This window comes from Luteolibacter sp., from assembly GCF_039920825.1.
Lineage (GTDB): Bacteria > Verrucomicrobiota > Verrucomicrobiia > Verrucomicrobiales > Akkermansiaceae > Luteolibacter.
Genome location: NZ_JBDSCX010000038.1, coordinates 18,019 through 38,316 on the forward strand (window position 1 = coordinate 18,019; position 20,298 = coordinate 38,316).

Here is a 20,298-nt window from a genome sequence, read left to right on the forward strand (position 1 = left end):
GACTTTGGAACCGGGCGCGTTAGTGGGCAAGGTTCTTCCGGGGATCCCGCATCCGCTCCGAGTCCGGCTAATCCCTCTCGAGGGCTCCAGCCCCACCGCGCGTCCGGATGAACCGTTTCGCGTCCGGTGTGATGGGTGTGTTGTCGCGGACTTTGAGAACCGCTCCATCGTCTAACAAAATCGTCGTGTGCTTGTCGCCGCTGAACCAGTCCACCAGGTTGGGAGAGACTTCGACCACGGGTTTGGGTGTTCCCGGATTGCGGCGGATGGTGAGTTGCAGGTATTTTTGGCCATCTTGCACGACTTTGGAAACCTCGGACTCTCTGGCAACCATAGACTCCCCACGAGGGCGGATCATGGCGGCTGCTAGAAAATCCTGAAGAACCGGCGCTGCGGGCGGTTTGGCCCGGGTAATGGCGATCTGATAGGTTTTGGTGGATCCGTCCTGGGCGGTGACGACGATCTTGATGGCATTTGGGCCGGTCTTGAGGGGGATTGGCTCGCTCAAATTTCCTGATTCCACTCTCGTCCCATTGATCTTGATTTTTGCGGAGCCGAGGGTGGAGGTGGCTTTGATCCGCAGGGTCTTGGTGGAGGCGGGGACGTTGGCCGTGTAGGTGGTGGTGGTGACCTTGAACTTGGGAGCAAGGGGGGCGGTGTTCACCACGAGAGCGGCGAGGGAGGCGTCCGAGGAGCCGGTGGCTTCACCGCGGGTGACTTTGATTTTGTAAGTCTTGAGGCGGGTGCCGTTCTGCGAACTGACGCGGACGGTGATGGTATTTCCGCCCACATCCAACAACACGGGCGAGCTGGCGGAGCCGGGTTTGACGGGCTGGCCGTTGACTTTCACGGTGGCATTGGGATCGGCGAGGGCGGGCCTGATCTTGATGGATGCGACGGTGCCGGCTACGGATGCGGTGTAGCTGGTTACGGAAGGAGAGAAGGCGGGTTTCAAATCGGAGCCGGCGAGGGTGATTCCTGATAGAGGCTGGAGGTCTTTCCAGAATTCGGCGGGGCCGCTGCCGCCGTTGTTGATGTCCGGGCTCAGGGTGACGGCGACCTGGCCATTCTTGAGGCGGAGGGAATCCTTCTGGCGCAGGCGGATGACGCCGGAACTATCCGATAGACCGATGTCCGCGATGGCGAGGTCCGAGTATTCCTTCGCCTTTGCGCCGGGGTTGGCTTTGAATTTCAGCACGGCGAGGCGGCCGGAACCACCGGCGAGAGAGCCGGCGCGGAACAGCAGGAGCTGGACGAAGCCCTCGCCTTTGCCATGGCTGAGCTCGAAGGCCTTGCCGAGCGGACCGGCTTTCACGGACTGGAGTTGCAACAGTTCGGGATCGAAATTGATACGGACGCGGATGGCGGCGAGGCCGCTGGCGTCGTCGAGGGTGACGGGGACCTCCACAGTGCCGCCGGGGTTGGCGAGGTAGCGAGGCAGCGCGAAGGTGCGGGTGGCGGCGCTCGCGCCGGTGCAGAGCGCCAGCAGCGCGAGGGCGGCCGCGGCGAGGATCCGCGTCAGGTGCTTGGAAAGGCGGTTCATGGGAAAGTTCACGGGGATTCGGCGGCGTTGAGCAACTGCAGCAGGAGGACGGCGTCGTTCTCGTCCAATTTTCCGTCGCCATTGAGATCGCCGGCTGTTAGCTGGTCCGCGGTGGGTATTAGGGAATCCGGCAGGAGGAGCTCCATGAGCAGGGTCTTGTCGGCCTCGCCTAACAGGCCATCCCCATCGAGATCGCCGCGGGTGAATGCGAAGCCGGTCTCCGGCTTGTCGAGGACGCGGATTTTCACGGCCAGCGCCTTGCCATCGAGATCGCGGAGGTCTGCTCCGGAAATGGAGACGCCGAGGGTGCGGCCTTCCTCGAGGCCGGGGGCGACCTCGAACTGGAGGGTGAAGAGCATCCCGGAGCCAGGCTCCAGCGCGCCGCCGCTGCCGTCGATGATGAGCTTGCCGGTGGCTTCCGCGCCATTGTCGGTGAAGGTGATGTCGCGGCCGAGGCCGCTGGCGATGACGGTTTCCCCACCTTCCTCGACTTGGGCGAGAGGGACGAGCGCTGTGGGGTCGTAGTTTACCCGGAGCTGCATGCCCTCGCCGGAGACACCGATGGCATTGTCGATCGAGAGCTGGATGGCGATGCGCTCGCCGGGGCTGCCAAAGACGGGGCGCACGGCGAGAGCGACCTTACCGGCGGCGGTGGTGACGATGTCCGAGGGGAGGCTTTCCACGGCCTTGGGTTCGGAGTTTCCGGGGAGGAAGAAGTAACTCACGCTGGTGACCTGATAGTATTTCAGCACGCCGCGGTTCACCGAGGTATCGAGATAGCCGGGCAGCGGCATGGGAGCGGACTCCGCTTTCGCCCACGGACCCTCGTCCGCGCCAGCGCGATAGACGGCGTAGCCGGAGATGCGGGACTGCCAGTTCGCATCCCAGTCGAGCTGGATGGAGCTGCCACCGGGAGTGGCTGTTAGTCCGGTGGGGCGGCCGACGTGGGGATCGCGCATGGCGATGATGCCGCCATTGGCGAGGCCGCCTATCAGGTCGAGATCGCCATCGCCTTCGAGGTCCACGGCGGCGAGGGTGAGGCCGCTGGCGAAGCCGGGTCCGCTGCCGCCCCAGACCTTGCTGTGGAGGGTGAATCCGCCGCCGCTGTTTTTGAGGAACTCCCAGATGCGGCCGTCCACATCCGCCAGCAGGACGTCCGTGAGGCCGTCCTGATTGATGTCTCCGGTGGTGATGGCGGTGGCGTCCGGTACGGAGACGCCGAGGAAATCCGAGGTAAAGTCTCCGCCGAAGGGCATGGCCGTACCGTCATTCTGATAGAGGCGCGAGGAGCCATCCGCCAGCACGACGATGAGGTCCGCGCGGCCATCTCCATTCATATCTCCGAGGGCGGGCAGCGCGCGGGCGGAGCCGGTGGCGAGTTCCGGGCCGGTGCCATCCGAGGAGAAATTTCCGCCGGAGGCGATGAAGCACAGGGTGCCGCCGCCTCCGCCGATGACGAGGTCTCCCTTGCCATCCCCATTCCAATCTCCCCCGGCGATGAGCGGGCGGTCGATCCCGGCAATATAGTCGGCGAGGGCGGAGAAGCCTTCCGTGATTTCCTCGAAATCCGGCTGATGGACGGTGCCGATATTGCGGAAAACGCGCAGGCCATTCTGGTGGGCGACGAAGAGATCCAGATCGCCATCGCCATCCCAATCGCTCATGGCGGTGGCGGACCAGGTGCCGGCCTGGATGCCGCTAACAGAACCGGGATCCGGCGAGAAGAAATCCGTGAGCACGCCGCCGACCAGCGCCTTGCCGAGGCGCTCGTAAGGTTGCAGGTTCACCACGATCTGCGCGGAGTCCGCCCAGGAGATGCCGCCTTCCTGGCTGGTATCACCATAGAGGGGATTTCTGCCGCTGGCGATTTCCTGCGACAGGGGGATGCCGTCGCCATCGCCATCAAACCCGCCGTCATTAGCCAGAGTGCCGAAGTAATATTGCTCGTATCCATCGGCGATGCCGTCGAAATCACTATCAGCGGCTAACAAACGGGCGATGGCGATGCGGTCCGCGGCGGCCATGGTGAAGGAAATTTTCCGCAGTGCCATGCCCCACGCATCGCGCTGGGGGACGCCGTCCAGCTCCCAATAACCGAAGGTGGGCAGCGTCATCTCCGGGGTGGTGATGACGGTGCCGGCGGGGACAAAGGCGGATTGATTCACGCTGCCCGCGGGATCGCTGGCGAGCGTGTAGCGCGGGTAGCCAGCGAGATTCGCGATGACCAATGAGGAGTCCGCCCACGAAATGCCGCCTTCCTGGGAGGAATTTCCATAAAGCGGCGAGGTGCCGCCGGTGTATTCGGTTAGGAGATTCCTGCCGTCGCCATCACCATCGAAAGAACCGTCATTGGCGAGGGTGGCGTAGTGAAATTGCTCCCAGGCATCCGGCAGACCGTCGCCATCGGTATCGCCATTGAAAAACCAAGCTACGGCCTCGCGGTCCCCGGCGGCCATGGTGAAGGAAATTTTCCGCAGGGCCACGCCCCACGGGTCGCGTTGCGGCACTCCATCGAGCGTCCAGTAGCCGAAGGTGGCCTGAGTGAGATCCGGCGTGGTGACGACGGTGCCGGGCGGCACGATGGCGGATTGATTCACCGTGCCGGCTGGCTCGCTGCGCAAGGTGTAGGCGGGGTAGCCCGCTAGATTCGCGGTGACCAATGCGGAGTCCGTGGACGCGATGCCGCCTTCCTGGGAAGAATTTCCATAAAGCGGGTGCGTGCCGCCGCTGGATTCCGCGGAGAGCGGGATGCCATCGCCATCTCCATCGAACGAGGGGCCGCGGCTGAGATCGCCAAAATACTCGATCTCATACCAGTCTAACAAACCATCGCCATCGCTGTCCTGTGAGGCGGGAAGATAGTGCGCGGTGAAGGTGGTATCTTCCAGCAGGGTGAACAGAACGGGATTCCGCGAGCGGCCCCAGGCATCCCGTGAAGTTGCGCCAGGGGCGTTGCCGCTCGTCCAGTGGGTGAAGCGATAGCCGCCGGAAACAGCGGGCGCGGTGACGGTGCTCCGGACGACGCCGGTTTCCAGATACTGGCTGGAGGCAACCGCGGGGATGCTGCCGCCGGTGGCGTCATCCACGGAGTTCTGGACAAGATTCACCGTCGCCGCATGTGCTGCGGCGGCCAGCGAAATCCATCCCAGAGTGAAGCAGGCGGTTTTCATGGGAATTCAGGACAGATAGGACGGAAGCATATGCATTTAACGGGTGCTCCTATCTTCAAAGGGCCTTGGCCTTGAGCATGAGATTGTGGTAACCACCCGCCGCGATCGCGATGACTCCGCTCAGCCCTGCAGGAAGGTCGATTTGGCCAAAATTATTCTCTCCCCATGCCACGACAGTACCGTCGCTCTTGAGCGCGAGACTGTGGTAAGGGCCGACCGAGATCGCGGTGATCCCGCTCAATCCGGGAGGAACGTAGGCATTCAACCCCCACGAAACGACCGTGCCGTTACTCTTGAGCGCGAAACAGCGATTGGCACCAATCCCCATCGCGATAACCCCGCTGAGTCCGGCGGGAATGGAACCGATATCGGCCTTATTTCCCCACGCCACCAACGTGCCATTGCTCTTGAGAGCGAGACTGTAATCCTTTCCCGCAGCGATCGCGGTGACTCCGCTCAGTCCCGCCGGAACCGTCGCTTGACCGAAGTAGTTGTTCCCCCACGCAACTATAGAGCCATCGCTCTTGAGCGCGAGATTGTGACCGCTGCCAGCCGCAATCGCGGTGACCCCGCTGAGGCCTGCGGGAATTGGGCCAGTACCGCCCCCCCACGTAACCACGGTGCCATCATTCTTCAGCACGAGATTGTGATACTCCCCCGCCGAGATCGCCGTGACCTCATCCAGGTCGGCGGGCATGGCGGTTACTTGACTACTGATTGAGATTTCCCCCCATTCAGCCACCGTGCCATCGCTCTTGAGCGCAAGACTGTGAGAATTCCCCGCCGAGATCGCGGTGACATCACTCACTCCCGCAGCAATGGTGCTTTGACCGCTGGAATTATCCCCTGCCGCAATCACAATGGACAATCCATCGTATGCCCGATTTTCGGCATGCCATCTGTTAGCATTCAGCAGGCCGGCACGCGCTTTGATGGCATGGTTCATCCCGGTGGCCGCAGCAAGGTTCATGCGCTTGAAAACAAAGGGCGCGCTATAGGGCTTCACTGTGGTTCCACTCGCCAAATCGACGTCTTTGAAGGCTCCGCTCGCGGAGTTTCCACGCAGCACTCCATTCGTGAGGGTCAAGCCCGCATCACCAGCCGCGTATTGCCAGAAAAGGGCGTTCAGCACCTGCGCATCTGTCGGCGCATCCTTGCTGATCGTGATGGCCGGCTTTCCACCCGCGGCCGGAATGGTGATCCAATCGAAGGGCAGCAAGCCGCGCTGGTCGGTGGCCAGCACCTCGAATTTCACCTGCCCGAGATCGATATTCCAATCCGCGCCCACATTCCAGGTGAGCGTGTGATCGACGTTGGCCGGAATGGTGTCGCCCAGTTTGGCCGCGGTGCCTTCGACGAAGGTGGTGGGTCTAAGGACCTTGGCGAACGAGCGTGTGCCGTCCACAAAGGCCAGCGCCCGGGTCTTGACGGTGGCGTCGTCCGGATCGTTCACCCGATAGACCACATCCATCAACGTGGTGCCCGGCCGCATGGCGGCGGACTGGATGACGACCGTCGGTGGGGTATTGGCCATGGTCGCAGATGCCATGGAGAGCAAGACGAGTGGCAGGGAGCAGATTTTCATGGTGATTCGTTTCTTGGCAGACGGAAGGGAGAAGTATTTCGATAGAATATGTTACTGATCCCTTCCCGGCATGACCTATTCCGTTGGAGTAAAACTGGCGGAGGCAATCCGCTTGCCCTACAAAGAGCAAGAGAAATTACTTAACTTGCTTAACTTGAGATCATTGGCAAAACATTCAAAATGTCTGAGCATACGGAACTTCTTATCAGTTATTTCATGAAGTTTCCTAACGCCGCACTTCGATCTTTAAGTCAGCCTTGGTGTTGTTGATGCAGAAACACCTTCGGAATTGCCGGTGGATTGACCTCGGGAGCGGCGGGTCATTCCGCTTTCCCCCACTCCCGCTTCAAAACCGCATTCACCGTGTGGTCGATGAAATGGTCGTAGAGCCACTCGGCGTCGCGCAGCACTCCCTCGCGGACGAAACCGAGCCGATCCGGGACGGCCTGGCTGCGGGAGTTGCCGGTACCGCAGGTGATGACGACCTTGTTCAGATCGAGATCCCGGAACGAGTGATCGATCAGACTCCGGCAGCAGGCAGTGATGATGCCCTTGCCTTGGAAATTTTCCGCCAGCCAATAGCCGATATAAGCGACTTTGTTCGTCCAATCGATCTGGTTATAACCGATGACGCCGCAGATTTCACCTTCGAACCAGATACCACAGACGGCCCAACCGCGGGTGGCGAAATCGTCTCGCGTTCCTCGGATAAACGCTCGCGTATCTTCGGCGGTGCGGGTCGAGTCCAGCCACGGCAGCCAAACGCGGAGATAGGCGCGGTTTTGATCGGTGACGTGGAACAGCGCTTCGGCATGGCGTTCTTCCAACAGACTCAGCTTGATCTGGGGAGTGACGGCGTGTGAGAACATGCCGTGATCAACCTTATTTGGAGGCTTGGCGCAATGATGTTGATGAAGGGACCGCGGAGGCCGCAGGTGATAGATGCACCATGGCTTCGGCTGATCGGAGCCCGCCGCGCCTCGGAAGAGTTCTCAGCGTGTCATTTCACCATGCCGAGTTCGAAGGCGCCGAGGTCGGGGGCTTTGCCTTTGAAGGGCAGACCGTTGTCGACTCCTTTGTCGATGGCGGGGTTGCCGGGTTTCAATTTCATGAATGAAATGACGGGCAGGTCGCCGTTGGGCTGGCGGGGCTGGATGAGCTCGGCCTGGTCGAGGCTTTTGAAATCATGATCGGTCAACTGGAGCTTCATGTCGAAGGTGTTGGCGATGAGCTGGCATTTCGAAATGTCGACGTTTGAGACCTCGGTGCGGCCCTTGTAGCCGAGGTTGTTCTCGAGCTTGTGGCCGTAGCCGGGGACGTCTGCGGTGTGTTCGGCATTACGGCCTAGCAGGTTGAAATTGACACCGTTGAGATAGGCCGAGTTGTTGAGCATGTCGATACCGCCGGGCTGGTGATTGGCATAGAATCCGGCGGCCTTGTTGCGCACGGCCAGGCTGAAGCGGATGACATGACGGGGAACAACCGATGGCACGGGGCCGCCACTGACACCGTAGCCGCCGAGCTTGAAGCCATTGCCATCGCCAAGCGATTTGAACGAAGGATCGAAGCCGTTGTAAAAGGACCAGCAGTTTTCGATCAGCACGGATTCGTTGGTGTTGATGAGATCGAATCCGTCATCGCTGTTGAACCACGACCGGCAGCCGCGAAATACATTGCCGGTGCTCCCCTGCGGGACATGGAAGCCGAAACCGTCGACATTGCCACCCCTGCCTTTTTCCGAAGTGAAATCGTAGTTTCGATAGGCGTCGCAGTTCAGCACGAGATTCTGGGAGCCTTTTCCGAGCCAGAAGCCGATGGCTTGGCCGTCGTGCATTTCAAGCTGCTCATAAATGTTGTGGTCGCCTTCGTTGTCGAAGCAGATCGACTGGGTGTGGTCCTTGATGGTGACCTGCACGCCGGTCACGGCGAGTCCCTTGAGATGCAGCCAGGATCCGGCGACATGGAACGCGGTCACGCGGCAATCGGCGGGTTTCACCTCGGAGAAATCGAACACCGGCTTTTCATTTTCGAAGGCGGCATAGCGGATGGGCTTGTCGGAGGTGCCGCTCTTGCTGAGGAAAACCACCCGCGCCCGGTCACGCCGGACCACGGCAATCTGGCTTTCGGCCATCTTGTAGGTGCCGCCGTGGATGAATACGGTGTCGCCGGGGTTCGCCGCTTTTTCAGCGCGCTGGACGGTGGCGAATGGCGCGTTGGCCGAGCCGGGTTTCGAATCGTCGCCGGTGGTGGCGACGTGAAACTCCTTGGCGGACAACGACGAGGCCGCGATCAGCGGGATCATGCCTCGGAAAAGAAAACGGACGATGCGGCCGCGGGGCGTCGTGAGGAGGGTTGCGGTCATTTTGCTGGCTGAGAGTTTCGTCCCCGGCCCGCCCCATCAGCAACAACCTATCCGGGTTAACCCGAATACGGGAGTTATGGCGTCTTCGCAGGAACCTTGCCCAATTTGATTTCTCCAAACCGCGAGCGCATTTCCTCGGCCGTACCGATGGTGAGATGGACCGTATATTCGTGGCTGAATCCCGGTTTGATGGTGAGCATCTGGATCGGCGCGAAATACGAACACCCGGAGCCAGCCGGGCCGTCCGGGCCTTCGAAGCGATAGCAGGTGGCCTTTTTCGACCCCGGGAAATAGACACCCAGCCCGCGTCCATCGGTGCCGACGTAGCCCGCCCACGATTCGGAAATATCGCGGGACTCGTTCGGCCAGCCGGGGACGTCGCTGCTGATAGGTTCGCCGCTCCATGGTTTTTCACCCGAATAATACACCATCCGCGACAGCGCGTGATCGATGAAAACGGCGGGCAGCTCCTGGTGCATCGCCGGATGAGTGGTTTCCCCGGAGTAGGTGAAGCGGAACCGGATCTCGGCGACCTTGCCGTGAAGCGTGATCCATTCCTCCATCCGGCATTCGTCGAGCTCCTGACCGCCCGCCCAGTTGATGGGAACGCTCTTCACGTGAAGTTGGGTTTCGGTTCCGTCGGACTCGACGACGCGCGCGGGTTTTCCCAAGTAGTCGCCGCCCTGCACGGGATTCCAGCGCCACGGTTTTTCGCCCCATTTCGAGCCGTCGGGCTGACCGTAGTAGGATTGCTGGATGAAGCGGCCGCGGTCGGCATGGTTGAGCAGGTTTCTATCAGCAGGAAGCTCGGAGAACCAGAAAACCGATCCGCCTGAGGTCATGTCCACGCCGATTTTTACTTCGCCGTTGCTCAGGAATTTTTCCTGACGGGCGGGTTCGGCTGCCAAAGTGACGGGTAACAGACAGAAGATGAGTTTTCCAATCATATGGGTGGAGTCCACCTACGCCGGTTCGGGAAATTTTCTTGCCTCGCGGAAACGGGAAAGCTAATCCCTCGGGAGTCACCACGATTTTACCTTCATGAAAGCAATGCCCTTCAACCTATACCGTGTCTCCTGGATTCCAGGAGCGGGCGCTGTCTGAAGGGTTTGAAGCAAATCCAGCCGGCCCCGAAACCAAACGCGGGCTGCTGATTCAACTGAGTTTGAAAGCCGCCCGCATCCTCCGCGGGCTTTTTCATTTCCATCTCACTCGTTCGAATCACCACCATGGCATCCGGCCAATCCATCACTCCGAAAACAACGCCGCACGGCCTGCTCTGGCAGCTCACGCATGGCTTCCGCGCCAAATACGCGTGGGCCATCGCCACGTTGTTCGTCTTCACCGCGATCAACTACCTCACGCCGCTCGTCGCGAGCGCGACCATCGACTTCGCGCTCTCGCGCAAGCCGGATGAAGGCCGCCTGACGACGTGGATCATCGGCCTGATGGGCGGCGCGGATTTCGTTAGAGAGCGCTTGTGGTTTCCCGCGCTACTGATGGTTTCGCTCACGATCATCGCCGGCGGATTCAGCTATCTGAAAGGCCGTCTCGCCGCCGAGGCATCGGATGGAGTCGCCCGCCGATTGAAGGATCGCCTTTACGATCACCTCCAGCGGTTGCCCGCGAAATACCACGACCGCGCGGAAACAGGCGATCTCATCCAGCGTTGCACGTCTGACGTGGAAACGCTGCGGATGGCCCTGTCCACGCAGGTCGTGGAGGTGAGCAACTCGGTGCTGCTGCTTCTAACGGCTCTGCCGATCATGATCCTGCTCGACGGCCGGATGGCGTTGGTATCCTTCGCACTGATCGGCCCGATCATCCTCTTCGGCTACATTTACATCGGCAAGGTGAAGCACCTTTTCAAGGAGGTGGCGGAGTCGGAAGGCCAGGTCACGCGGGTGGTGCAGGAAAACCTGACCGGCCTGCGCGTGGTGCGCGCCTTCGCGCGGCAGGACTTCGAGATCGCGAAATTCGCCGAGCCTAACAAGCAATACCGCGACCGCAGCCTGAAGCTGCTGCACCTGATGGCCTGGTATTGGTCCACCTCGGATCTCATCGTGCTGATCCAGCAAGGCATCGTGCTTTTCACCGGCGCATGGTTCATTTCCCAAGGCACCCTGACGGTGGGCACCTTGTTCGCATTCATCATGTTTCTCAACATGCTGCTTTGGCCCGTTAGACAGATGGGCCGCACGTTGACGGATCTCGGGAAATCGGTGGTCGCCCTCACGCGGATGGGAGAAATTCTATCCGAAGCGGAGGAAAGCGCGCCGGAAACTCCCGCGCACCCGCAATCCCCGGCCGCGGGAAAAATCGAAGTCACCGACCTGTTCTTCGGCCACGGCGAGGAGAACGCCGCGATCAACGGTATTTCCTTCACGGTGGAACCGGGCGAAACACTGGCGATCCTCGGACCTTCCGGTTCAGGGAAGTCCACCATCATGCACCTGTTGCTCAGGCTCTACGATTACAGCTCGGGTTCGATCCGTTTCGACGGCCACGAACTGCGAGATCTCGACCGCCAGTGGGTGCGCTCGCAGTTCAGCGTGGTCATGCAGGAGCCGTTCCTGTTCTCGAAGACCATCGGTGAAAACATCCGTCTGGGCCGTGACACCGCTGCCAGCGACGAAGTTAGCGAAGCCGCGCGGATGGCGCACATCCACGACACGATCAGCGGATTTCCCTCGGGCTATTCGACGCTCGTCGGCGAACGCGGCGTGACTCTATCAGGCGGCCAGCGACAGCGTGTGGCCCTGGCGCGGGCGCTGTTGCAAGACACGCCGGTGCTCCTGCTGGACGACGCCCTCAGCGCTGTGGACGCGGAGACGGAAGCGACGATTCTCGACGCGCTCCGCAACCGCCATGGCAAACGCACGACGCTGGTGATCGCCCACCGGCTTTCCACGCTGGCCCATGCGGACAAGGTGATCGTGCTCGAAAAAGGACGAGTCATCCAGCACGGCACCCACGACGAACTCGCCTCGCAGGACGGCCTCTACCGCCGCCTGTGGACGATCCAGAACGCGCTGGAGAATGAAATGTTAGCAGATACCGCCTCATGAAAGACGAACCCCAGGAAGATGTATTCAGCGACAAGCTCGACTTGAGCCTGTGGGCGCGCGTGTTCCGACATGCCCTGCCGTATAAGCGCCTGCTTATACCGCTTTCCATTTCCGCCGTGGCGATCGCCATGGTGGATGCGTCGTTCGCGCTGGTCACCCGCTGGACGGTGGACACGGTCGCCACCGCGGGTTCGTCACCGAACCTATGGCCGCAAATGGGGGTGTATGGATTTCTAACGATCTCGTTGGCGACCGGCGTTTGGTTCTTCATCAACTCGGCCGGCGGGCTTGCCAACAACATGAGCCACGACATCCGCGAGGAGTGCTTCAAGCGTTTGCAGGAGTTGGAATTCGCCTACTTCGACCACCGCCCGACCGGATGGTTGATTTCGCGGCTGACGTCGGACTGCGACAAGCTCGCGCGCATCATCGCGTGGGGCAGCCTCGATCTGGTGTGGGCGGTGTGCCTCGTTATCATGATCGCCGTGGTGCTGATTGTCCTGCATCCGATGCTCGGACTGTTGATTCTATCAGTCGTGCCGCCGTTGATTTTTGTCAGCGCGGTGTTCCAGAAAAAGCTGTTGCTCAGCTCGCGCGACACCCGCAAGTTCAACTCGATGATCACCGCTTCCTTCGCCGAGGCGTTGCAAGGCTTGCGCACGAGCAAGACGCTGGTGCGCGAGGAGGAAAACCTCCGGGAATTCCAAAGCTTGTCCTCGCAGATGTATGGCGTCTCGATCCAGAACGCGCTGCAATCGGCGGTTTACATTCCCATCGTCCTCACGCTCGGCAGCGTCGCGGCAGGCATCGCCCTGTGGCGCGGCGGCGTGGAGGTGATGGGCGGACAGCTCACGCTCGGCACGTTGGTGGCGTTCATTTTCTACGCCGGGCAGTTCTTCAATCCGATCAACCAGATCGCACAGGTGCTCGTGCAAATGCAAGGCGCGCAGGCCGCAGGCGAACGCGTGCTCAGCCTGTTAGCCACCGTGCCCGGCATCAGCGACAGCGAGGCCGTGAAGTCGCGTTTGGAAAAACACGACACCCCGGATCGTCCTGACGACATTGCGCCGGATGGAGGCACGCGCGGAATCGATGGCATCGAATTCCGCCATGTCGATTTCTCCTACTCGGATGGCGAATCCGTATTGAAGGATTTCAACCTCACTGTTAGTTCAGGCGAAACCATCGCTCTCGTCGGAGCGAGCGGCGGCGGCAAGAGCACCATCGTCAACCTCGCCGCGCGTTTCTACGAACCGACCGGCGGACAAATTCTCGTAAACGGCGTGGACCTGCGCGACCGTGGGCTGGCGTGGTATCAATCCAACCTCGGCATCGTCCTGCAAGGACCGCATTTGTTCAGCGGCTCCGTTAGGGAAAACATTCGTTATGGACGGCTTGATGCGACGGATGCCGAAGTCGAGGCCGCCGCGAGCAGTGTGAACGCCGATGGCTTCATCCGCGGGCTGGAGAATGGTTACGAAACCGATGTGGGAGAGGGCGGCAACCGCCTTTCCACCGGGCAGAAACAGCTTGTTTCCTTCGCCCGCGCGCTGCTGGCGAATCCACGGATTTTCATCATGGACGAGGCGACGTCTTCCATCGACACGGAAACCGAGCAATTGATCCAACAGGGATTGAAGGCGATTTTCCATGGCCGTATCAGCTTTGTCATCGCTCACCGGTTATCCACCATCCGCACGGCGGATCGAATCCTGGTGATTGAAAAAGGGAAGATCCTCGAAAGCGGAACCCATGCCGAACTGCTCGCCGCTAAGGGCCACTACCACGCGCTTTACACGCACCAGTTCCAACAAGAGCGGGAGGCGAGTTTGTTCGAGGAGGTGGGATAAGGAGGGTCGGACTGTGGCCGACCTGTCCGGAAGAGAAAACAAGATGATGTCATTCAAGGCGAACTGCCGGATAGATCCGGAGCTTGGATATCCGTTGCCCACGGGTAGGCCGTAGTCCTACCCTCCTTATTTCAGGTGGGATCAATCCCGCGCTCCAGTTGTTCGATCCATGCCGCTAATAAATCATGCCGTTTCGGACCTTCGACTTCGAGCCTGAGGTCGGGGAGCAGGTGCGCGGTCGCCATCAGAGATTCGCCCTTGCGTTCGTGCAGGACAATGGATTCGGTCAGTTCGCTCTCGCCGACCGCATGTTGAAGCGTGCCGTGCTCGACCATGATCATGCTTGTCCCCGGCGCATCGACATCCGGATAGATATCCGCCGCGAAATCGTTGAACGACACGGATTCGATTCGTCGCAATGCGAGAAGATCCCTGTGAAAATCCGGCAGCGCTTCGATACCCGACCGGCGGACGACCAGCGGCAGAAGATTCATTGTGAAGCCCGCGGTGCCGGGTTGCGGTGCTCCGGCGCGGACTTGTTCGATGAGGACGGCGTCGGCACCTGAAAATTCCGCCATCGCCTGGCCCCATGCCCAGATCACGAGCGTGGCGGCGGTGGTTTCGATTTCCGTTGCCCGCGCATGCAGCGATTTTGCGAATTCATTTCCGAGGCGACGCACCGCCGGTCTGGGACAGGACGGGTGATCGCGAATTTTAAAATCGGCGACCCCTAACAGACGTGCCGACTCGTGAAATATTCCGGCGGCGATTGCCACGGATTCGGCCGAAGGCGCCTGCCACCGTGACAGCGGAAGTGCTTCCGCGGAATTTCCTGCCAGCCGCGCCAGGAACCCGCGAAGGATGCGGGTGATTGATCGTCCGTCTAGCAGCACATGGTGAAACGTCCAGACGAGTTTGCGTTTGTGCGGCCAATACACGATCCGCCACGGCACGACCTCGGGAAATAGCAAAGGCCGGCAGCGATCCGATTCGCGCCAGTCTTCCCATGATGCGGGCAATTCGGCGGAAACCTCCATCGCCGGAAAAACCAGCGCAGTGTGGAATCCTGTTGGAATTCCATTTTTGAAATCAAAGGTGGTGCGGAGGGCTTCCGAGACTGTCACGGTTTCCTCCCAAGCCGCCGTGATTCGGGCGGGAGGGAAGTCGCGGGCGAGGACGATTTCCACCTGCTCGACATGATAGCCCTCCCGGGGCGCATGGAACGAATCCCTGAGCATGACCTCCTGGAGCGGCGCGAGGCAGGGCGGTGGTTTCGCGTTGGAGGCCGTGGGGAATAAGGAATCTCGCACCATGTCCGGGTCGCGGGGAGTATGGGCATTCCCAAGCGGATGGACCAAGCCAAACCGGATCTCATTTCCCGGCTCGACTCTTTGTCGGAGAATCTTTAGTGGTGTCGTCAGTGAAGGGATTTCCCGCAAACAATCACGGTCCCTCCCCGGAATCGATGGAATCAGAGTCTAGCTATCATTGGTCGCTGCCGGAGGTCCGGATCGTGGTGATCTATTTCGTTCTGGCCAGCACGTGGATCGTGGGATCCGACCTGTTGTTGACCAAATCCGTGCCCGACTCCTCCGAGGTGGGCGTGATCCAGTCGCTCAAGGGGCTGAATTTCGTCATCACCACTGCGGTGCTGCTTTTTTTCGTCCTGCGCCGCGCGTACGGTGGCTGGCGGTTGGCGGAGAAACGGCGGCTCGTCGTCATCGAGCAGGCGCGCGAGCGGTTCCGTCGGTTGTCCGCGCACATCCAGACATTGAGGGAGGAAGACCGCACGCGGATCGCCCGGGAAATCCATGACGAGCTCGGCCAGTTGCTAACAGGCATCAAGATGGAACTGCGGCTGGTCGAAACCCGCCTCGCCGACCGCGAGGACCGGACGCTGAATCCCTGCATCGACAAGCTGGTGGAGGCATCCGAAATGGTGGATACGACGATCAACTCGGTGCAGCGAATTTCAGCGGGCTTGCGACCGAGCGCCCTTGACCATCTCGGACTCGGGGCCGCATTGCGCGAGGAGGCGGAGCATTTTTCCCAACGCACGTCGATCCCCTGTGCCATCGAGATCGACGACTATCCGGAAACCCTTCCCAGCGAGGTGAGCACCGCCGCCTTCCGGATTTTCCAGGAATCTCTAACCAACATCGCCCGTCATGCCGAGGCGCGGAAGATCGACTCCACTTTTTCGGTGAAGGACAACATCCTGAAGCTGGCCATCCACGATGACGGCAAGGGCATCGATCCCGCGGAACTGACCGATCCGAAGTCCCTCGGCCTGATCGGGATGCTGGAACGTGCGGAAAACGTCGGCGGGCGGGTGGCGTTCGTCCGCAGCGCCCGCAAAGGCACCGAGGTGATTTTGACGATTCCCTTGCCAAGCGTGGGGACCCCTCCAACTGTATTCGCATGAAAGTTTTGATTGTCGACGACCATGCCATCGTGAGGCGCGGCATGATTTCGCTGCTGGAGGAGCATTTCAAGGGAGTGAAAATCGGCGAGGCGGGTGATGCGAGGGAAGGTTTGGCGGCGGTGCAGCGCGAGGATTGGGATCTGGCCGTGGTGGACATCAGCATGCCGGGCCGCAGTGGTCTGGAACTCATTCAGGACGTGAAGCGGGAGAAGCCCTCGCTGCCCATTCTGGTGGTCAGTTCGCAATCCGAGGATGATTACGCCCTCCGCGCCCTGAAGTCCGGGGCCGCGGGCTATGTTTCCAAACAAAGCGCTTCGGACATCCTCGTCACCGCCGTACAGCGGGTTCTATCAGGCCGTCGTTTCATCAGTTCCGCGCTTGCCGAGAGGCTCGCCGGGGTGATGGCCGGAGATTCCGCGGCGACTTCCCACGAGACCCTTTCCAACCGCGAGCTCCAAGTGCTCCAGCTCATCGCTTCCGGCAAGACCATCAAGGAAATCAGCTCGGATCTCGCTCTCAGCGAGAAGACCGTGGCCACTTACCGTAGCCGCATTTCGGAGAAAATGGGGCTGTCGACGAATGTCGAACTCACCCGCTACGCGATGCAGAACGGGCTGGTGAACTAGTAGGGTGGTGTAGTGGAAATTTCCCACAAGCTCGAAGGAGTTTCTCCGACAGAGGAATGAGAATAAACCTAATGTCGGAAGTCCGAAAACGGGTCATATTACTCGCATGGACATCGTCCATGGACTCTTTGCCTTGGTTTCGCGGGTGTGGTCTGCGACAGGGTAAAAACAGGAACGCCGTCTTTCCGGGGGGGGAGGCGGCGTTCTCATTTTCCTAGGTTTTCCAATGAGTGGCGGGCTTGAAGGGCCTCGGGCGGGCGGTGAAATTTCGCGCATTGCCATTTCGCGGAATCAAGTTAGCCTCCGCCCCTTTCCCGACCTGCCATGACGACTCCCGAAATGTATGCCCAACACGTTCTTCCCACATACGGGCGCTTTCCGCTCGTGCCGGTGCGAGGAGCGGGCTGTCGGCTGTGGGATGAGGCCGGGAGGAGCTATCTCGATTTCTGCATGGGCATCGCCGTGTGTTCGCTGGGCCATTGTCATCCGACCTTGGTCGAGGCGATCCGCCGTCAGGCTGGCGAACTGATGCATGTTTCCAATCTCTATCAGAATCCGCTGCAGGCCGAACTCGCGGAGGAAATCAACACGCACCACGTCCAGCTCCCGGGAAAAATCTTTTTTTCGAACTCCGGTGCCGAAGCGAACGACGGCCTGATCAAGTCCGCCCGCCGTTTCGGTTTGAAGCGCCCGCAGGCGAATGGCTCGCAACGCTATGAAGTAGTCACGTTTCTGCAGTCGTTCCACGGCCGCACGCTCGGAGCCATGTCGGCCACCGGACAGGCGAAAATTCAGGAAGGCTTCGATCCCCTGTTGCCCGGCTTCCGCTACCTGCCATTCAACGACATCGCGGCGCTCGAAAATTCGGTCCGCCCGGAAACCGCCGCTATACTGCTAGAGCCCATCCAAGGTGAGGGCGGCGTGAACATGGCGACGCCGGAATTCATCCGTGCCGTGGCGGATCTGTGTAAAAAGCACGATCTGTTATTGTTCATCGACGAAGTCCAGACCGGTTTCGGTCGCTGCGGCGACGCGATGGGCTGGCGCATGATCGCTCCCGAGGTCAAACCCGACGGCATTTCGTGGGCCAAGGGCATGGGCGGCGGTGTGCCGATCGGCGCATTCTGGCTGAGCGACCGTGCGGTCGATGTTGACGGCACCGCGCTTTCATCGCTCATGGGGCCGGGTTCGCATGGCTCGACCTATGGCGGAAACCCGTTGGTTTGCGCCGCGTCTCTGGCGGTACTGAAGGAAATCCGCGAAAAGGAACTCGCCGTGAACGCGATCCTGCAGGAAGTCCGCATCCGTGAAACCGTGCGCTCGTGGAACCTTCCGATCGTCACCGAAGTGCGCGGCCAGGGACTCTTGTTAGGAATCGCTCTCGATCCCGCACGCATCATGGTTCCGGAAGGAAAGACACCCGCGCTCGTCGTGGTCAACCTGCTGATGGATAAAGGACTTCTCGTTCCACCTGCTGGGCCCAATGCCTTCCGCCTGCTGCCGCCGCTGAACGTCACCGACACGGAAGTGGACGAGGCGCTGGCGATCATTCGCACGGTCCTTGAGGAGCTTGGGAGCGGGGACTAGGGGCTGGAATACGTAAGAATCGAAATCATGCACATTAAGTATTACCGTGATTTGCTGGTATGGCAAAAAGCCATGGATTTGTGCGTCGAGGTTCACAACGCGACTCTTGTGTTTCCCAAGCAGGAGCTTTTCGGTTTGAGCGCTCAACTGAACCGCTCCGTAGTATCGGTGCCGTCGAATATTGCCGAAGGGCACGGCAGGCGAACCACGCCGGACTTCATCCACTTTCTATCAATTTCCAGGGGATCGATGAATGAAGTGGAGACACAAATCACCCTGGCGATGTGCTACAATTATATTTTGGAATCGGACCACGACGAATTGCTCGAACGCTGCGGCGAAGTCGGGCGCATGCTCAATGGGCTGATTGAAGCCTTGGAACGCCGCCTTGCCACTTCCTGATCCACTCTTGCTTTCTCCCAGCCTCCAGCCCCTGGACCCCAGCCACTCAATTCCCATGAACCAACTCCTGTCCATCGAAGAACTCAGCGCCAAGGATCTCGAACGCCTGCTCGACTCGGCCGAATATCTGAAGCGCCAGCGCGGCCGTGACGGACAGACGCTCGCAGGGCAAACGTGGGCGCTGATTTTCACCAAGTCGTCCACCCGGACCCGCGTGTCGTTCGAAGTCGGCATTCGCGAGCTCGGCGGTTTTCCGATGTTTCTATCAGGAAATGACATCCAACTCGGCCGCGGAGAGCCGATCAAGGACACCGCGCGGGTGTTGGGACGCATGGTGCATGGCGCGATCATCCGGACGTTCGCGCAGCAGGACGTCGTGGACTTCGCGGAGTTTTCCGGCATCCCGACGATCAACGCGCTTACCGACGACGAACATCCCTGCCAGATCCTCGCCGACCTGCTGACGATTCGCGAGAAACTCGGCACTTGGGAGGGTAAAAAGGTCGCGTTCATCGGCGATGGATTTTCCAACATGACCATCTCCTGGATGTGGGCCGCGAAACGACTCGGCTTCGAGCTGGCAGTGGCATCGCCGGTTTCCTGCCAGCCGCCCGCCGATTTTCTAGCAAAACTCGACGCTGCGAACGTCACCATCACGACCGATCCGGCAGCCGCCGCGAAGGGTGCGGATGTCGTCAATACCGACGTCTGGCTGTCGATGGGCCAGGAAGGGCAGAAGGAAAAGGAACTCGAGTTCGCCGGATTCCAGGTGAACTCGGAACTCCTCGCGCACGCCGCTCCGGGCCACATCGTCCTGCACTGCCTGCCCGCCTATCGCGGCAAGGAGATCAGCGAGGAAGTGCTTGAGCTGCATGCCGGAACGATTTTCCAACAAGCGGAAAACCGTCTCCACGCGCAGAAGGCGGTGCTCGTCGCGATCGCGCGGAAATCGTGATGACCCTCAGTCCGCGAAAGGGTTGAGAACACGCACGCCGTCATAGATCTGACCATGATTGAGATCCTCGGAGAAAATCGTGTGGCAGCCCAGTTCCGCCGCCGCGGCAATGATCGCGGCGTCCCAGTATGAAATCTGATAGCGCCTCCTCGTGACGAGTGCCGCCCAGAAAATTGCCTCCGTCACCGGCAGGATCGGATAGCTTTCGAAGGACTCCAATACCGCGGCCACCTTGTCCTCTGGAAGTTTGAGTTTGCCGGTGGCGTTGACAAAGAATTCCGCGAGAACTTGCACGGAAAGCCCCACGTTCTCGCGGCCCAAAAGCTCGCGGGCTTTCTCGCGCTTTTGTAAGCCAGCCGCGTCGCGGGAGGCGGCATAAAGCAGGATATTGGTATCTAGAAAAATGTCAGCGCGCATTGGCATCGGAGCGGCTGAGGCGGTTTTTCGCAGAGAACTCGGGCAGTCGATCCATGGCGGCAAAGACTTTTTTGGCGCGATCCCGGGCTTTCACCGGCTTCTCGTTTAAAATGGTTTCCAACCCCTGCAGAACCAGATCCCGCAGGGTGGTCCGCTGCTCCGCTGCTAGGATTTTCACCCGCTGGGCCATGGCGTCGGGAATTTCGATGGTAGTTTTCACAAACCGTAAATACGGCGATATGGGTGAATTGTCAACAAAACGGACCGCCTGAAACCCGGGCTGGCTACAGTCATCGATTTCCTCCATG

General features: G+C 60.3%; 16 protein-coding genes. 7 read left to right on the forward strand and 9 right to left on the reverse strand.

Features of this window, described 5'->3' with window-relative positions; all coding sequences use genetic code 11:
* Positions 1-67: 67 nt before the first annotated feature.
* From ABIQ96_RS09220 to ABIQ96_RS09245, 6 genes are all read right to left on the reverse strand, one after another.
* Positions 68-1,543: a cadherin-like beta sandwich domain-containing protein gene (locus tag ABIQ96_RS09220; protein WP_348214282.1), complete on the reverse strand. Its 1,476-nt coding sequence runs from the start codon at positions 1,541-1,543 to the stop codon at positions 68-70.
* Positions 1,544-1,551: 8 nt separating this feature from the next.
* Positions 1,552-4,713 carry an FG-GAP-like repeat-containing protein gene (locus tag ABIQ96_RS09225; protein WP_348214283.1) on the reverse strand — a complete coding sequence of 1,054 codons (3,162 nt, stop codon included), beginning with the start codon at positions 4,711-4,713 and terminating at the stop codon, positions 1,552-1,554.
* Between the two features lie 55 nt (positions 4,714-4,768).
* Positions 4,769-6,298 carry a hypothetical protein gene (locus tag ABIQ96_RS09230; protein WP_348214284.1) on the reverse strand — a complete coding sequence of 510 codons (1,530 nt, stop codon included), beginning with the start codon at positions 6,296-6,298 and terminating at the stop codon, positions 4,769-4,771.
* A gap of 320 nt (positions 6,299-6,618) precedes the next feature.
* Positions 6,619-7,167, reverse strand: a complete 549-nt coding sequence (locus tag ABIQ96_RS09235) for a GNAT family N-acetyltransferase (protein WP_348214285.1) — start codon at positions 7,165-7,167, stop codon at positions 6,619-6,621.
* 131 nt (positions 7,168-7,298) lie between these two features.
* On the reverse strand, positions 7,299-8,660 hold the full coding sequence (locus ABIQ96_RS09240; RefSeq protein WP_348214286.1) for a right-handed parallel beta-helix repeat-containing protein: 1,362 nt from the start codon (positions 8,658-8,660) through the stop codon (positions 7,299-7,301).
* Positions 8,661-8,734: 74 nt separating this feature from the next.
* Entirely contained in the window at positions 8,735-9,622 is an 888-nt protein-coding gene (locus ABIQ96_RS09245; RefSeq protein ID WP_348214287.1) for a hypothetical protein, read from the reverse strand.
* A 267-nt stretch (positions 9,623-9,889) separates the two neighbouring features.
* On the opposite strand from ABIQ96_RS09245, the gene ABIQ96_RS09250 reads away from it, so the two are divergent.
* Positions 9,890-11,728: an ABC transporter ATP-binding protein gene (locus tag ABIQ96_RS09250; protein WP_348214288.1), complete on the forward strand. Its 1,839-nt coding sequence runs from the start codon at positions 9,890-9,892 to the stop codon at positions 11,726-11,728.
* Positions 11,725-13,578: an ABC transporter ATP-binding protein gene (locus ABIQ96_RS09255; RefSeq protein WP_348214289.1), complete on the forward strand. Its 1,854-nt coding sequence runs from the start codon at positions 11,725-11,727 to the stop codon at positions 13,576-13,578. The genes ABIQ96_RS09250 and ABIQ96_RS09255 overlap by 4 nt, the downstream gene beginning before the upstream one ends.
* Before the next feature lie 131 nt (positions 13,579-13,709).
* Here the strand turns inward: ABIQ96_RS09255 and ABIQ96_RS09260 are convergent, their stop codons facing one another.
* A complete protein-coding gene (locus ABIQ96_RS09260; RefSeq protein ID WP_348214290.1) occupies positions 13,710-14,891 on the reverse strand; it encodes a hypothetical protein in 1,182 nt (393 codons plus the stop codon).
* A 152-nt stretch (positions 14,892-15,043) separates the two neighbouring features.
* Here ABIQ96_RS09260 and ABIQ96_RS09265 point away from each other — a divergent pair, with 152 nt between their 5' ends.
* The 5 genes from ABIQ96_RS09265 to argF all read left to right on the forward strand — a co-directional run bounded on the left by ABIQ96_RS09265 (position 15,044) and on the right by argF (position 19,573).
* Positions 15,044-16,003 carry a sensor histidine kinase gene (locus ABIQ96_RS09265; protein WP_348214291.1) on the forward strand — a complete coding sequence of 320 codons (960 nt, stop codon included), beginning with the start codon at positions 15,044-15,046 and terminating at the stop codon, positions 16,001-16,003.
* Positions 16,000-16,629, forward strand: coding sequence for a response regulator transcription factor (locus ABIQ96_RS09270; RefSeq protein ID WP_348214292.1), 630 nt, complete (start codon positions 16,000-16,002; stop codon positions 16,627-16,629). Before ABIQ96_RS09265 ends, ABIQ96_RS09270 begins: the two co-directional genes overlap by 4 nt.
* 324 nt (positions 16,630-16,953) lie before the next feature.
* Positions 16,954-18,216: an aspartate aminotransferase family protein gene (locus tag ABIQ96_RS09275; RefSeq protein WP_348214293.1), complete on the forward strand. Its 1,263-nt coding sequence runs from the start codon at positions 16,954-16,956 to the stop codon at positions 18,214-18,216.
* 27 nt (positions 18,217-18,243) lie between these two features.
* Positions 18,244-18,618: a four helix bundle protein gene (locus ABIQ96_RS09280; RefSeq protein WP_348214294.1), complete on the forward strand. Its 375-nt coding sequence runs from the start codon at positions 18,244-18,246 to the stop codon at positions 18,616-18,618.
* Between the two features lie 55 nt (positions 18,619-18,673).
* A complete protein-coding gene (gene argF, locus ABIQ96_RS09285) occupies positions 18,674-19,573 on the forward strand; it encodes an ornithine carbamoyltransferase (protein ID WP_348214295.1) in 900 nt (299 codons plus the stop codon).
* A gap of 6 nt (positions 19,574-19,579) precedes the next feature.
* On the opposite strand, the gene ABIQ96_RS09290 is transcribed toward argF, so the two are convergent.
* A complete protein-coding gene (locus ABIQ96_RS09290) occupies positions 19,580-19,990 on the reverse strand; it encodes a PIN domain-containing protein (RefSeq protein WP_348214296.1) in 411 nt (136 codons plus the stop codon).
* Positions 19,980-20,210, reverse strand: coding sequence for a hypothetical protein (locus ABIQ96_RS09295; protein ID WP_348214297.1), 231 nt, complete (start codon positions 20,208-20,210; stop codon positions 19,980-19,982). The genes ABIQ96_RS09290 and ABIQ96_RS09295 overlap by 11 nt, the downstream gene beginning before the upstream one ends.
* Positions 20,211-20,298 lie beyond the last annotated feature (88 nt).